Genomic DNA, 14,757 nt, shown 5'->3' on the forward strand with positions numbered 1-14,757 from the left:
GCTGACGCGGCGGGGGGCGGCGCGAAATCCTTGGCCGCTGACGCGGCGGGGGGCGGCGCGAAATCCTTGGCCGCTGACGCGGCGGGGGGCGGCGCGAAATCCTTGGCCGCTGACGCGGCGGGGGGCGGCGCGGCAGGATTCTTGGCCGCTGCCGCGGCGCGGCGGCGGAACAGGACCACAGGCATGTTGCGGTTGCGCGAGAGGAAGGGCTCCGCCCCCTGCCCCGCCGGTTCGAAACCGATGGCGCGCAGCACGGCGTGGGAGCCTTCATTGTCGGTCAGCGCGCTGGCCTCGTATTCCGCGAGGCCCAGAACCCGCTCGCCCCATTCGCACAGCGCCGAAGCGGCCTCGCGCGCGATGCCCTGGCGCCAGAACTTCCTGCCGACCCAATAGCCCAGCTCCGCCGGGCCGTTGTGGCCTTGTCCCCCTTGGCCCTGCCCCCCTTGGCGCAAGGTCAGCCCCACGCAGCCCACCAATACGCCACCCTGGGTGATGGCGAGGTGGCAGCCCGTGCCCGTCTCGATCTGTCCGCGCGTGGCCGCGATCCATTCCAGCGCCAGGCCATCGCGATAGGGGAAGGGCACGCGGGAGAGATTGCCCGCCACGGAATAGTCATTGACCAGCCGCGTCACGGCGGGCGCGTCCGCGGGCTCCAGCGGGCGCAGCACCAGCCTGGCCGTCCGGATGGGAAGTTCAGCGGCGAAGGAGGCCATTGGGTCCGGGAAGTTGGTGGCGGGGCGGGAACCCTGGCGTCAGGTCCCCGGCCCCGCGGGTCCGGACTCCGTCAGTTCAAGGCCTTGCGGAGGATAGACCACCCCGCGCCGGGGAGTAAGCCGCATGGCGCGCCGGCGCCGTCACCGGCAGGGGGCTGACCGCGCCCGCCAGGTACTTCACCCGCATGGCCAGGAAGGGCCGCTCGATCACGTAGTAGGACAGGGCGCTGACCGCGAGGATCGCCGGCAGCAGCACCACCAGGAACTCCAGGTACCAGACGCCCCCCACCAGGGGCATTTCCCAGCCGCGCTCCATCATGCGGTGGTGCAGCATGGCGAAGGGGAAGTGCCAGACATAGAGCGAGTAGCTGATGGTGCCGAGCCAGGCGAAGACCGCGCTGGCCTGCGCGCCGAGGCGCTGCATCGCCTCGCTCGCCGGCAGGGGCCAGCGGAAATGCAGGTAGGCCAGCAGGACGAAGCCATAGGCCGCGCCTTCCAGCAGCGGACTGAAGGCCCAGGCGATGCTGGGGCTGTAGGGCGTGCCCTCGCCGAAATAGCCGCCGGACCACCAGACGAAGGTCATCAGCCAGCCCTGCAAGGTCAGCAGCGCGACGGCGAGCCAGGCGGGGTTGGCCAGCAGGGTGGACCGATGCCGGTGCAGCACCGCCAGCAGCATGCCCAGCACGAACTGATCGAGCCGGCCCAGCAGCGTCCAGTAGGAAGCGTCCTGCACGGTGCCGTCCAGGAAGAACACCAGCAGGCGCAAGGAGAGGAACAGCGCCAGGATGCCCGCCAGATACCCCAGCCCCGCCCGCCGCACGAAGATCATCAGCAGGGGGAAGAGCAGGTAGAACTGGAACTCGACCATGATGGTCCAGAGATGCGGGAAGTGCGGCAGCTTCACATCGCTCAGATTGCCGAGGAAGGTGGCCAGCGCCACGAAGGACAGCGCATCCACCTGCCGGCCGAAGGCGAAGGCCGCGATGCACACCGCGACGATGTAGAGCGGATAGATCCGCAGCAGCCGGTTCATCAGGAAGGCGCGGTACTGGACCTCCCGCCCCAGGCAGATGCTGGTGAGGATGAACCCGGTGAGCACCATGAAGAGGGCGACACCGCCATAGCCCTCGCGCACCACCAGCAGCAGGGGGTTGTCCTGCTGCGCCAGCATCGGGTGGAAGAAGTGATACAGCAGCACGATGAAGGCGGCGTAGAACCGCAGATGGTCCAGCCGCGGCATGTAGGCGATGTTGGCGGATTGCATGCGCGATCCTCGCGGGGCTTTCCGGAATGGGCCGGGTGGCGCGCGGACGCGACGTGCCACGCTCCCGCTCCCAACGCGCGGAGGGGCTGCAAGGCTGACTGAATTTTCACAAAATGTTGCGGCGGGAAAACGGCGGGGGGCCAAGCCGCCCCGCCGCGTGCCAGTTCAGCTCCGGTAGGAGCCGTTGATGTCGATGTAGCCGTGCGTCAGGTCGCAGGTCCAGACCGTGGCCTTGCCGCGGCCCAGGCCGATATCCACCGTGATCTCGACCTCGCGGCCCTTCATGTGGGCCACCACGGGGGTTTCGTCATAACCCGCGATCACGCCGCCCTCGCGCGCCATCCAGGTGCCGCCCACGGCCACGCTGAGCTTGTCGCGGTCGGCGGGTTCGCCCGCCTTGCCGACGGCCATGACGATGCGGCCCCAATTGGCGTCCTCGCCCGCGATGGCGGTCTTGACCAGCGGCGAATTGGCGATGGCCATGCCGATGCGGTGGGCGGACTTGGCGCTGACCGCGCCGGTCACGTTGATGGTGATGAGCTTCTGGGCCCCCTCGCCATCACGCGCCACCATCAGCGCCAGCTCATGCAGCACCTCCTCCAGCGCGCGGGCGAAGTCGCGCAGCAGGCTGGGCGGGCTGTCGGCCGTCACGCGGGGGTGCTTCGCCTGACCCGTCGCGAAGAGTAGCACGGTGTCGGAGGTGGAAGTGTCGCTGTCCACCGTCACGCAGTTGAAGCTCTTGGCATTGCCGCGCGTCAGCAGCTTTTGCAGGACGGCGCCAGGAATCTTCGCGTCGGTCGCGATGAAGCTCAGCATCGTCGCCATGTCGGGCGCGATCATGCCGCTGCCCTTGGCGATGCCGTTGATGGTGACCGTGGCGTCCCCGATGCGCGCCGTGCGGGTGGCCGCCTTGGGGAAGGTGTCGGTGGTCATGATGGCGCGGGCGGCGGCGGCCCAGCCCTCTTGCTGGAGGCCCTCCATCACGCGCGGCAGGGCCGCCAGCAGCACGTCGGTGGGCAGGCGTTCGCCGATGACGCCTGTCGAGGCGATGAACACCTCGCGCGGCTTGCAGCCCACCAGGGCGGCGGTCTCGGCCGCCGTGCGCTCGCAGGTCTCGCGCCCGGCCTTTCCGGTGAAGACGTTGCTGTTGCCGGCATTCACCACCAGGGCGCGGGCCTTGCCGCCCTTCAGCGCGGCGCGGCACCAGTCCACCGGGGCGCCGGGGCACTTGTTCATGGTGAACACGCCCGCGACCGTGGTGCCAGGCGCGAAGCGGAACACCGTCATGTCCTCGCGCGCCTTGTAGCGGATGCCGGCGGCGACGGAGCCGCATTCGGCGCCGGCAAGGGCGGGCATCTCCGGCAGGGGGAGGGCCAGAGGGGAAACAGCGAGGGCCATGGGTCTTACCGGCGGGCGGGGGGTGGCGGGGGAACGGCCTGGATGGGGCCGGGCGCGGGGGTGGCGGCGGGGGCCTCGACACGCTCGATGCGGGTGGCGCCGCGCACGCGTTCGATCACGGCGTTCACCTCCTCCTCGATCATGCGCTGGCGCAGCGTGTCGCGCGCCTCCTCGAAGGCGGGGCCGCGGGTGGTGCGGCGTTCCTCGACGCGGATGACGTGCCAGCCGAACTGCGTGCGGACGGGGTTGGGGCTGAGCTGGCCGGGCTGCAGCGCGAAGGCGGCATTGGCGAATTCGGGCACCATGTCGCCGCGGGCGAAGAAGCCGAGGTCCCCGCCATTGCGCCCCGCGGGGTCGGTGGAGCGGCTGCGCGCCACCTCCTCGAAATTCGCCCCGCCCTGGATCTGGGTGATGATGGCCCGCGCATCGGCCTCATTGGCCACCAGGATGTGGCGGGCGCGGACCTCCTCCTGCTCCGGCGCGGCCGCCTGGTCGCGGGCGTGGCGGGCGCGCAGCGCCTCGTCGGTCAGGCGGGGCAGGACCTCGCGGCGCAGCAGGGTATCGCGGAGCGCGTTCTCCTCGAAGGCGCGCATGCGGGCCTGAAACTCGGGGTCGTCCTGCACATTGGCGCGGCGGGCGGCGATGACCATGGCGCGGTCGGAAATGGCGCGGTCCAGAAGCTGGTTGAACACCTCGGGCGGCAGCATGGTCCGCAGCACCTGGGGCGGCACGTTGCGGAGTTCGGCCGGCATGGCCTCGGCGGCGGCGGCAATCACTTCCTGCAGCCGGATTTCCTGCCCATCCACGCGGGCCAGCACCGGGTTGGGGTCGGCGGCGGGGGCCGGGGCCGCGGCGGCGGGCGGTGCGGCGGCGGGCGGGCGGGCGGGCGCCTGGGCATGGGCCAGGGGCGCCAGGAATGTGCCGGCCAGCAGCAGGGCGGCGAGGGGGAAACGGGCCATCGGCGAAGCCTTCACAACAAGGCTCCGACAATGGCCGATGGCCCGTGCGCCCACAACCCGCCCTGCGGGGCGTGTTACACCGGGATGGATCAGGCGCCGGCCGCCCATTGACAGCCCCGCCCCCGCGCGAAACCGTGTCGGCATGCGCACGAAAACCACGCCCGCCGGCGGCTACCGCTTCATCCCCGCTGTCTTCCAGTATTCAGGGGGCGTGGCCGCCGAGCCAGGTTTCCGGCTGGAGCGCGCCCGCTTCTCCCGCCCCGTGCCGCTGGCCGAGGGGTTCCGCCGCATCGCCGCCCATCTCGACGCGCTGGGCCGCCCCCGCACGGCCTTCGCCGCCTGTGAACTCCGCAGCCCCGCCCCCTTCACCGAGGAAGGCTTCACCGCCTTCAACCGCGTCTATTTCGGCGTGCTGGAGGAATGGGACGTGGTGGTGGACGGGCAGAACCCCGTGGCCCGCAGCAATGTCTGCCCCGAGATCGCCCCCCCGCCCGAACCCAGCTTCCACGCCTTCTCCTATACGGTGGTGGACCCTGGGGCCGCGCCCAGCTTCGTGGTGGCCGGATCGGGCGAGGCGCGCGAGGGCGGCGCCACCTATGAGGAGAGCATCGTGGCCCGGGGCGACACCTCGCCCGCCGGCATGGCGGCCAAGGCCGGCTATGTGCTGGGCGAGATGGAACGCCGCATGTCCGCACTCGGCTTCGGCTGGGCCGACACCACCGATGTGCAGGTCTATACGGTGTTCGACTTCAGCGCGCTGTTCCTCCCCGAGATGGTGGCGCGCGGCGCCGCCCGGCACGGCGTCACCTGGCAGCCCTGCCGCCCGCCCGTGCGGGGGCTCGATTTCGAGATGGATTGCCGGGGCCTCGCGCGGGAAATCGTGTTGCCGGCGTAATATGGCCGCGGTTGACCCTGGGGGGGCCGGGACCTATCTCTGACGCTCCCCAGGGGTGCAAGCATTCCGCGCCGCATTCCGCGCGGCCTGTGCCCGGGGACCCGCGTTCGGAGAATTGTCCCCACCCATGTTCGCCCGCCTCGTCCGCTCCATCTTCGGCTCCGCGAATGACCGCGCGCTGAAGCGCCACCAGTCGCGCATCGCCGCGATCCAAGCGTGGGAGCCCAAGCTCGCCGCCCTCTCGGACGAGGAGCTGCGGGGGAAGACGGCCGATTTCCGGGCCCGGCTGGCGCAGGGTGCCACCCTGGACGACCTCCTGGAGGAAGCCTTCGCCACCGTGCGCGAGGCGTCCAGGCGCTGCCTCGGCCTGCGCCATTTCGACGTGCAGATGATCGGCGGCATGGTGCTGCACGAGGGCAAGATCGCCGAGATGAAGACCGGCGAGGGCAAGACGCTGGTCGCCACCCTGCCCGTCTACCTCAACGCCCTGCCCGCCAAGGGCGTGCATGTCGTCACCGTGAACGACTACCTGGCCACGCGCGACAGTGACTGGATGGGCCAGCTCTACGGCTTCCTGGGGCTGACCACGGGCGTCATCGTGAACGGCCTGAGCGACGACCAGCGCCGCGCCGCCTATGCCTGCGACATCACCTACGGCACCAACAACGAGTTCGGCTTCGACTATCTGCGCGACAACATGAAGTACCGGCTGGACGAGATGGTCCAGCGCCCCTTCGCCTATGCCATCGTGGACGAGGTGGACAGCATCCTGGTGGATGAGGCGCGCACGCCGCTCATCATCTCGGGCCCCACCGACGACACCAGCGACCTCTATCGCCGCGTGGACAAGGTGATGGCGGAGTTCGTGAAGGACCCCGAGCGCTTCGAGAAGGACGAGAAGCAGCGCACCGTCAACATGACGGAAAAGGGCGGCGAGGACATCGAGCGCCTGCTGGCCGAGGCCGGTGAGCTGAGCGAGGGCAACCTCTATGACGCGGTGAACGTCACGCTGGTGCACCACGTCAACCAGTCGCTGCGCGCCCATGTGCTGTTCAAGCGTGACGTCGAATACGTCGTCCGCAACGACAAGATCATCATCATCGACGAGTTCACCGGCCGCATGATGGATGGCCGCCGCTACAGCGACGGTCTGCACCAGGCGCTGGAGGCGAAGGAGGATGTGACGGTCCAGCCCGAGAACCAGACGCTGGCCTCCATCACCTTCCAGAACTATTTCCGCCTGTATCCCAAGCTGTCGGGCATGACCGGGACCGCCGCCACCGAGGCGGATGAATTCGCCGAGATCTACAAGCTCGAAGTCGTCGAGGTTCCGACCAACGTGCCCGTGGCGCGCAAGGACGAGGATGACGAAGTCTATCGCACCGCCATGGAGAAATACGAGGCGGTGATCCGTCTCGTGGGCGAATGCCGCGCGCGCAACCAGCCCTGCCTGGTCGGCACCACCAGCATCGAGAAGTCGGAACTGATTTCGGAGCTGCTGAAGAAGGCCAACATCCCGCACAATGTGCTGAACGCGCGCTACCATGAGCAGGAGGCGGGCATCGTCGCCCAGGCCGGCCGGCCGGGCGCCGTCACCATCGCGACCAACATGGCCGGCCGCGGCACCGACATCAAGCTCGGCGGCAATGCGGACATGCTGGCCAAGGCCGAAGTGGGCAACAATGACAGCCCCGAATACGAGGTGGCGCTGGCCCGCCACATGGCCGAGGTGGAGGCCGCGCAGCCCATCGTGAAGGCGGCTGGCGGCCTCTTCGTGATCGGCACCGAGCGGCATGAGAGCCGGCGCATCGACAACCAGCTGCGCGGCCGCTCCGGCCGCCAGGGCGACCCGGGCGGCAGCCGCTTCTTCCTCTCGCTGGAAGACGACCTGATGCGCATCTTCGGCAGCGACCGCATGGGCGGGATGCTGACGAAGCTCGGCCTCAAGGAAGGCGAGGCCATCGTCCACCCCTGGATCAACAAGGCGCTGGAAAAGGCGCAGAAGAAGGTCGAGGCGCGCAACTTCGACACGCGCAAGAACCTGCTCAAGTACGACGACGTGATGAACGACCAGCGGCGCGAGGTCTATGCCCAGCGCCGCGCCTACATGGAAGCCGCGGACCTCAGCGAGACCGTCGAGGACATGCGCCGCGAGACCATCCACGACATGGTCCACCGCGCCATCCCCGAAAACGCCTATGCCGAGCAGTGGGACCTGGAGGGGCTGGAGAAGCGCGTGCGCGACGTGCTGGGCCTCGACCTCCCTGTGCAGGCCTGGGGCAAGGAGGAGGGCATCGACGAGGTCCAGGTGCGCGAGCGCATCGAGGCCGCCGCCGACCAGGCCGCCGCCGCCAAGGCCGCGAACCTTGGCCCCGACTTCATGCGGATGGTCGAGAAGTCCCTGCTGCTGCAGCTCTTCGACCAGGTGTGGAAGGAGCACCTGCTCAGCCTCGACCACCTGCGCCAGGGCATCGGCCTGCGCGCCTATGGCCAGCGCGACCCGCTGAACGAATACAAGCGCGAGGCCTTCGCGCTGTTCAACAACATGCTGGAGGAGCTGCGCGAGCGCGTGACCTCCCTGTTGCTGCGCCTGGAATTCGCCCCGGACGCGCCGCCGCCCGAGCCCCAGCCCGTGCGCGTGACCGACATGCGCCACCCCGCGCCGGGCAACGGCATGGGCGGCGACTACGAGATGGCCGATGCCGCGCCCGCCGCCCCCTATGGTGCCGCGACGGCGGAAGCCGCCCGCCCCGCCGCCGTGGACGCGAACGACCCCACGACATGGGGCGCCACGCCGCGCAACGCGCCCTGCCCTTGCGGATCAGGAAAGAAATACAAGCATTGTCATGGGAGAGCCTGACGCCCAGGCCCTCAAGGAGCGCCGATGACCACGCCGGACCCCGAGATCATCCCCCGCGACCTCCGCTTCGGCGTGAAGGACCATCCGGACCCGCGCTGGCTCGGCGGCGAACAGGCGGGCAGCGCGCTGGTGGATGCCTTCGCGGTCATGCTGCCCGAGGGCGAGCGCTATTTCATCCGCGCCCTCAAGCCCTTCCTGCCCCAGGTGACGGACCCCGAGCTGCGCCAGGACATCCAGGATTTCTGCGCGCAAGAGGCGTTCCACACGCGCGAGCACCTGGGCTACAACGCCGCCCTCCGCAGCCTGGGCTATGATGTGGACCGGCAGGAAGAGTCGGTGCGCTGGTTCTTCGCCCGCTTCGACACGCCGCTGGCCCGACTCTACCTCACCTGCGCCATCGAGCACGTCACCTACGCCCTCTCCCGCATCGTGATCGAGCGGCCGGAGATCATGGACAAGGCCCACCCCGCCTATCGCCGCCTCTGGCGCTGGCACGCGCTGGAGGAGGTGGAGCATTCCTCCGTCGGCCTGCGCGTGCTGCGCGCCGTCACCCCCGGCGTGCCGGGCTGGAAGCGCTACATCCTGCGCTGCGCGGCGCTGGGCTTGATGCTGCCGGGCATGGTGGGGCTGGCGATGATCTCGGCACGTCGGAACCTGCGCGCCACGGGCGGGCCCTCGGGCTGGGGGCTGTGGCGGGCCGCCCTGTTCAGTCCGGGCTGGGTGCGGCGAATGGTGCCGACCATGCTGGCCTATCTCCGCCCCGGCTATCTCGGCCGCAACGACTGCGACGCGGCGCTGGTGGCCAAGGCGCGCGATGCCCTGGATGCCGAGCTGGCGGCCGCCTGACGGCGATGGCCGCGCTCGACCACATGCTGCGCGCGACCGAGCGCGGGGCCTTCCCGGGCCTGAGGCGCCGCACCTGGAAGTGGGGCTACACCTTCCTCTCGCTGGTCTGGCGCAAGCCCTGGCGCTTCCTGAACTACGGCCATGTCCCGGACGGCCCGCCCTTCCCCCTGGCCGCGGCGGACGAGGCCGACCGCCCCTTCATCGGCCTCTACCACCAGGCGCTGGACGGGCTGGACGTGGCCGGCGCGCGGGTGCTGGAGGTGGGCTGCGGCCATGGCGGGGGTGCCGCCTGGGTGGCGCGGCACTTCGCGCCCACGGCGATGGTGGCGGTGGACCGTTCGCCCGGCACCCTCTCTCGCGCGCGCAAGCTGAACGCACCGGCGCCCAACCTCGAATACCGCATCGGCGACGCCGAGGCGCTGCCCTTCCCCGCTGCCAGCTTCGACATCCTTCTGAACATCGAAAGCTCCCATTGCTACGGCAGCATGGACCGCTTCGTGGCCGAGGCCGCGCGGGTGCTGCGCCCCGGCGGGCATCTGTGCTGGGCGGACATGCGAAGCCCCGCCATGCTGCCCATGCTGGATGCCAGCTTCGCCAGCCAGCCCCTCGAACTGCTGGCCGAGACGCAACTGAACGCGGGGGTTCTGGCGGCGCTGGACGCCGTGGAGGAGGCCAAGGCGCGCGAGGTGTCGCGCTATGGCCTGCTACGCCCCGTGCTGCGGGAATTCACCGGCATGCAGGGCTCGGTGCTGCGGAAGGCGCTGCGCGAGGGAGAGGTGCTCTACCTCGCGCAGCGCTATCGGAAGCTGGCTTCGGAACCCGTCAGAAGCGCTGGGTGAAGCCCAGACGGCTGACGAAGCCGTGGGCGCTGCCGGTGCGTTCCTCGCCCGGGTTCACGGCGTACTGGTAGCCGAGATCCACCCCGAAGCCCCAGCCGATCTCGCGGCCCACCGTCGCTTCGAGATAGCGGCGGGTGGGCACGCGGTTCGCCTCGCGCCGGCGTTCCTCGACCTGCCACACCAGCGTGGCGCGCCAGTCGCCATGGGTGGTCTGGGCGCCCAGCGTGCCGAAGCGCCGGCGCTCGCGCACCGCGAGTTCGGTGCCGTCCTCGTCGATCACCTCGATGGGGCGGCCGCCGGCGTTCCGGAACTCCACGAACTCGCCGAAGAACAGGGTCCGCACCCGCGGCGTCCATTCCACGCGAAAGCGCGCGCCCAGCGCATAGCCCCATTCGCGCGCCGCGCCGTCCTTGCCCGCCCCGCGCGAGACCATGGCCGCGTGGTAGCTGAAATTGGGCAGGAAGGGCATGCGGTCGCCATCCAGGGCGATGGCGAAGTTCGTCAGCCGCCCGTTGTTGCCCGCTCCGCCCTGCCGCAGGGAGTTGCGGCTGTAGCGTTCGAAGCCCTCCTCGCAGCAGCGGCGCCGGGTGAACAGCGTGTTCGAGAAGGGGCTGGTGTCCAGGGTGAACAGCGCGGCGGAGATGTCATGCTCGCCGAAGCGCGTGTCGGAAAGCCAGGTGTAGGTCGCGCCCACGCCCAGGGATTCGCGGATCAGATAGGCCTCATGCGCGCGGAAGCGGGCAAAGGCACCGGGGAAGCTGTGGTGGCCATAGCCGAAGGGCGCGTTGAACTTGCCGGCCTGCAGGCGCAGCCGCTCATGGGCGCGCCAGTCGAGGAACAGGCTCTCCAGGAAGGCCGCCTGGCGGCGCAGGAAGATGTCGGTGCCGTTGGGCAATTGCTCGCCCGCCGGGTCGAAGGCCAGCACGCCCTGGAGCGAGAGGGTGGGGGACAGATGCAGCCCCGCCGCCAGCTCCCCGAAGAGGAAGCTGCTGCTGCCGCGCACCGTGCGATCGGCCGCGCGGGGCTGCGCCTGGGTCAGCAGGCCCAGATCCAGCTCGCCCGAGATGTGCGGGAAGGGGCCGACGGCCCGGTAGTCCTGCGCGGCGGCCGGGGCGCCGAGGCCAAGCAGGGCGAGAAGCCCGAAGGCAAGGCGGCGCATCACGCCGCCCCCCGCATGCCGTTGACCATCAGGGTGACGTTGTGGCGCATCATGGCCTCATAGCTGGGGGCGGGTCCGTCCGCGGGGGAAAGGGCGTCGGCGTGGAGACGGCCGCGCGGGGCCACCCCGGCCTCGCGCGCCAGGCGTTCCAGCGCCGACTGGTTGCCTTGGCCCTCCAGGAAGACGGCGGTGATGTTCTCGGCGCGGACCTGCCGGATCAGGCGCGCGATGGCGGCGGCCGAGGGCTCGGCCTCCGCGCTGACGCCCTGGGCGGCCAGGAAGGTCACGCCATAGGCGGCGCCGAAATAGCCGAAGGCGTCATGGGTGGTCAGCACCTTGCGCCGCTCGGTCGGCACGGTGGCGATCTGCGCGCGGATCCAGGCGTCCAGCGCCTGCAGCCGCTGGAGACAGGCGGCGGCGGCGGCACGGTGCGCCTCGGCCGCGCCGGGCTGCACGCGCGCGAGGCCCTCGGTGATGTTGCGGACATAGTGCTGGGCCAGGGCCACATCCTGCCAGGCATGCGGGTCCGGCACGCGGCGGGGGCCCACGCTGTGCTGCGTGCGGCGCCCCGCGCCGCCATGGTCGTGGTCGTGATGGGCCTCCATGCCGCGCGGCGTGATGCCGTCGGTGGCCGTCACCACCGGCACGGGTGGGCCTTCCGCCGCGGCGCGGGCGAGCCGGTCGAACCAGGGGTCGAAGCCCAACCCGTTGCGGACCAGCAGCGCGGCGCCGCGCAGGGCCAGGGCGTCGCTCGGCCGCGGCTCGAAATGATGGGCATCCACCCCCGGCCCGGCCGTGACGCGGAGGGTGACGCGATCCCCCGCCACCTGGCGCACCAAATCGCCCAGGATGGAGAAGGAGGCACCGACCAGCGGCGGGGCCTGGGCCGCGGCGCCCCGGGCAGCGAAGGCGAGGAAGGGGAGGGCGAGGAGGGTTCGGCGCTGGGTCATGTGATGCTAGATTATGTGATACTATAACGTTGCATCAACAGGACGAGCCGACAAGAGGGCCCGTCCCCCTTGCGATGCACCGCGTCACGCAGCACCTTCGGCCGGAACCGGAGGACCCCATGCGCCGCGCCGCACTCGCCCTGTGTCTCGCCATCGCCGGACTGCCCGCCCTCGCCGCCAGCCCCGCCCCCTGCCCGACCGGCCTGCCCGAGGGGGTGACCTGCCACCGCGCCCAGGACGCCAACGGCGCCCATGTCCTGATCGCCAGGCCGGCGCAGGCGCATGGCGGGCTGGTGGTCCACACCTATGGCGGGCCGCGCCTGGCCCCCATCCGGCCCGACACCACGGACGAGGACATCCGCCGCTTCAGCGAATTCCTGGCCGAGGGCTGGTCCTGGGTCTCCACCTCGCGCCGCCGCCCGGGCTTCGGCGTGGCCATGGGCGCGGAGGACACCGAGAACGCCCGGCGCCTCTACGTGGAGGCCTTCGGCCAGCCGCGCGTCACCATCGCGCATGGCCAGTCCTGGGGCGCCAACGTCACCGCCGCCCTGATCGAGCGGCACAACGCCCCCGGTCCCGATGGCCGCCGCCCCTATGACGCGGCGCTGCTGACCTCCGGCGTGCTGGCGGGCGGCACCCGGGCCTATGACATGCGGGTGGATTTGCGGGCGGCCTTCCAGGCCATCTGCGGCACCCACCCCCGGCCGGAGGAGGCGCAATACACCCTCACCCTCGGCCTGCCGCCGGGTGCCAGCATGACGCGCGCCGAGGTGTTGTCCCGCCTGACCGACTGCACCGGCATCGGCGCCCCCACCCGCACCGAGGCGCAGGCCCGCGCGGCGGCCGACCTGGTGGCCGCCACGGGCATTCCGGAGGCCGCCATGCCCGGCCATTTCGCCTGGGCCACCTTCACCTTCCGCGACATCGCGCAGAACCTGACGGGCGGGCGCAACGCCTTCGGCAATGCCGGCGTGCGCTATCGCGGCACCTCGGATGACGAAGGGCTGAACGCGCGCATCACGCGCATCACGCCGGACCCCGAGGCGGCGGCGCTGCTGGCGGCGGACGCGGACCTGACGGGCCGCTTCGACATCCCGGTGCTGACGCTGCACGGCATCCGCGACGCCGTGGCCTATGTGGAGCACCAGTCGGCCTTCGCCGCCACGGTGGAGGCGGCGGGGAACTCGGCGCGCCTCGTCCAGGTCTTCGTGAACGAGGCGGCGCATTCCAAGATGTCGAGCCCGCTCTACCCCGCCGCACTGGCCGCGCTGGCGGAATGGGCCGGCGGCGGCGCGCGGCCGGACGCGGCGGCGGTGCAGGCGCGCTGCGAGGCGCTGAGCGCGCGCTTCACCGGCCCCTGCCGCATTGACCCGGAATTCCGCCCCGCGCCATGGGACAGTCGTGTGAACCCGCGCTGAACCCACATGGACGAAGCCCGCGAAGCCTGCTTCCTTGTTGCGAATCGCCCGCAGGCCGGGCGGAGCGACAAAAGGGGCTCTGGGATGACGGGATCGAGGAAGGGCGCATTCGCGCTCGCGGCATGTGTCACGGCCTTCGGCTGGGCGATCACACCCGCATGGGCACAGGGCCAGGGCGGCTATGACGGGCGCTGGCGCTTCGAGATGACCTGCGGCCCCAATGCGCTGTCCGGCCAGGCGGGCTATGTGCAGCGCTTCGAGGCCAGCCTGGCCAACGGCGCCTTCAGCCATGTGCGGCGCATCCGCAGCTCCTCCGGCACGCAGACGGATCGCTGGACGGGCCAGGTCTCCGGCAACCGCATGGAAGTGACGGTGGCCAGCGAACTCGGCAATGCGCGCTGGAACACGCGCCTGGCCGGCGATGCCGCCTCCTACACCCGGTTCGACCTGGCGGGCGGTCTTTTCCTCGCCGATGACCGCCGGGCACGCGAATGCACCATGACAGCGACGCAGACGCGCGCCGCGCAGGGCAGCCTAGCCGCGACCGCCCCGGCGCGGGCGCAGGCCGAGTCGCGGGCGGCGCTGGAAGCCGCCCAGAGCGCGGCGGAGGCGGCCCGAGCCGAGGCCGATGCGCTGCGCACCGACCTGGACATGGCGCGCTTCGAGGGCGCGGCCGTCCGAGATGAGCTGACGCGCCAGGCCGCCGCCCTGGCCCAAGCCACCCAGGCCGCGACCCAAGCCACCGCCCGCGCCACCCAGGCCGAGCAGGCGCTGGCCGCCGCCCGCGCCGAGACGACGCAGGCCCGGCAGGCGGCCACCGAGGCCAGCGCCCGCGCCGAGGCCGCGCAGCGCGAGCTGACCGCGGCCCGCACCCAGGCGACCCAACGCGCCACGCAGGCGGAACAGGCCCTCGCCACCGCCCAGCGCGACCTGACCGCCGCCCGCGCCCAGGCGACGGAACAGCAGCAGGCCGCCACCCAGGCGACCCAACGCGCCACGCAGACGGAACAGGCCCTCGCCACCGCCCAGCGCGACCTGACCGCCGCGCGCGCCCAGGCAACGGAACAGCAGCAGGCCGCCACCCAACGCGCCACGCAGGCGGAACAGGCGCTCGCCACCGCCCAGCGCGACCTGACCGCCGCGCGCGCCCAGGCAACGGAACAGCAGCAGGCCGCCACCCAGGCCACGCAGCGCGCCACCCAGGCCGAGGCGGCCCTGGCGACCGCCCGCCGCGAGCTGGAGCAGGCCCGCCGCGCCGCCCCGGCCGAGCCGGCCCAGCCCGCGCAACCCCGCCAGTAGGGGCCGATCGCCTCCGGTGGACACACCGGAGGCGGAAACGCAAAAGGGGCGGGGTGCTCGCGCGCCCCGCCCCTTTTTCGTGCCGTGAAGGCCGCGCCGGCTAGGGTCGTTTCACCGCTAGCGAACACGCTGAAACGACCCCAGCTATTTGTTTCCC

At 71.2% G+C, this 14,757-nt stretch carries 12 protein-coding genes; 6 read left to right on the forward strand and 6 right to left on the reverse strand.

All coding sequences use genetic code 11. The features are described 5' to 3' along the window. The 4 genes from GGQ83_RS01270 to GGQ83_RS01285 all read right to left on the reverse strand — a co-directional run. The coding region (locus tag GGQ83_RS01270; RefSeq protein ID WP_184381780.1) for a GNAT family N-acetyltransferase at window positions 1–713 on the reverse strand (713 nt) is incomplete at its 3' end. Between the two features lie 76 nt (window positions 714–789). Further along, the gene (locus GGQ83_RS01275) at window positions 790–1,977 is read right to left on the reverse strand and encodes an acyltransferase family protein (RefSeq protein ID WP_184381781.1); all 1,188 of its coding nucleotides are present in this window, start codon (window positions 1,975–1,977) and stop codon (window positions 790–792) included. 165 nt (window positions 1,978–2,142) lie between these two features. Beyond that, entirely contained in the window at window positions 2,143–3,375 is a 1,233-nt protein-coding gene (gene argJ, locus GGQ83_RS01280) for a bifunctional glutamate N-acetyltransferase/amino-acid acetyltransferase ArgJ (protein ID WP_184381782.1), read from the reverse strand. Window positions 3,376–3,380: 5 nt separating this feature from the next. Then, window positions 3,381–4,334, reverse strand: coding sequence for a peptidylprolyl isomerase (locus GGQ83_RS01285; RefSeq protein WP_184381783.1), 954 nt, complete (start codon window positions 4,332–4,334; stop codon window positions 3,381–3,383). A gap of 142 nt (window positions 4,335–4,476) precedes the next feature. On the opposite strand from GGQ83_RS01285, the gene cnbZ reads away from it, so the two are divergent. The 4 genes from cnbZ to GGQ83_RS01305 all read left to right on the forward strand — a co-directional run bounded on the left by cnbZ (window position 4,477) and on the right by GGQ83_RS01305 (window position 9,774). Continuing rightward, entirely contained in the window at window positions 4,477–5,229 is a 753-nt protein-coding gene (gene cnbZ / locus GGQ83_RS01290; RefSeq protein ID WP_184381784.1) for a 2-amino-5-chloromuconate deaminase CnbZ, read from the forward strand. Window positions 5,230–5,356: 127 nt separating this feature from the next. Further along, a complete protein-coding gene (gene secA, locus GGQ83_RS01295; protein ID WP_184381785.1) occupies window positions 5,357–8,089 on the forward strand; it encodes a preprotein translocase subunit SecA in 2,733 nt (910 codons plus the stop codon). 24 nt (window positions 8,090–8,113) lie between these two features. Next, the gene (locus tag GGQ83_RS01300; RefSeq protein WP_184381786.1) at window positions 8,114–8,935 is read left to right on the forward strand and encodes a metal-dependent hydrolase; all 822 of its coding nucleotides are present in this window, start codon (window positions 8,114–8,116) and stop codon (window positions 8,933–8,935) included. A 5-nt stretch (window positions 8,936–8,940) separates the two neighbouring features. Next, window positions 8,941–9,774, forward strand: coding sequence for a class I SAM-dependent methyltransferase (locus GGQ83_RS01305; protein ID WP_184381787.1), 834 nt, complete (start codon window positions 8,941–8,943; stop codon window positions 9,772–9,774). Here GGQ83_RS01305 and GGQ83_RS01310 read toward each other — a convergent pair. Together GGQ83_RS01310 and GGQ83_RS01315 are read right to left on the reverse strand one after the other, a co-directional pair. Next, entirely contained in the window at window positions 9,758–10,933 is a 1,176-nt protein-coding gene (locus GGQ83_RS01310) for a hypothetical protein (RefSeq protein ID WP_184381788.1), read from the reverse strand. The genes GGQ83_RS01305 and GGQ83_RS01310 overlap by 17 nt on opposite strands. Next, a complete protein-coding gene (locus GGQ83_RS01315) occupies window positions 10,933–11,883 on the reverse strand; it encodes a metal ABC transporter solute-binding protein, Zn/Mn family (protein WP_184381789.1) in 951 nt (316 codons plus the stop codon). The genes GGQ83_RS01310 and GGQ83_RS01315 overlap by 1 nt, the downstream gene beginning before the upstream one ends. Before the next feature lie 119 nt (window positions 11,884–12,002). On the opposite strand from GGQ83_RS01315, the gene GGQ83_RS01320 reads away from it, so the two are divergent. Both GGQ83_RS01320 and GGQ83_RS01325 read left to right on the forward strand, forming a co-directional pair. Next, the gene (locus tag GGQ83_RS01320) at window positions 12,003–13,301 is read left to right on the forward strand and encodes a hypothetical protein (RefSeq protein ID WP_184381790.1); all 1,299 of its coding nucleotides are present in this window, start codon (window positions 12,003–12,005) and stop codon (window positions 13,299–13,301) included. A gap of 84 nt (window positions 13,302–13,385) precedes the next feature. Beyond that, window positions 13,386–14,600, forward strand: coding sequence for a coiled-coil domain-containing protein (locus GGQ83_RS01325; protein WP_184381791.1), 1,215 nt, complete (start codon window positions 13,386–13,388; stop codon window positions 14,598–14,600). Window positions 14,601–14,757 lie beyond the last annotated feature (157 nt).

The sequence above is a fragment of the Roseococcus suduntuyensis genome (genome assembly GCF_014196305.1).
GTDB classification, from domain to species: Bacteria; Pseudomonadota; Alphaproteobacteria; order Acetobacterales; family Acetobacteraceae; genus Roseococcus; species Roseococcus suduntuyensis.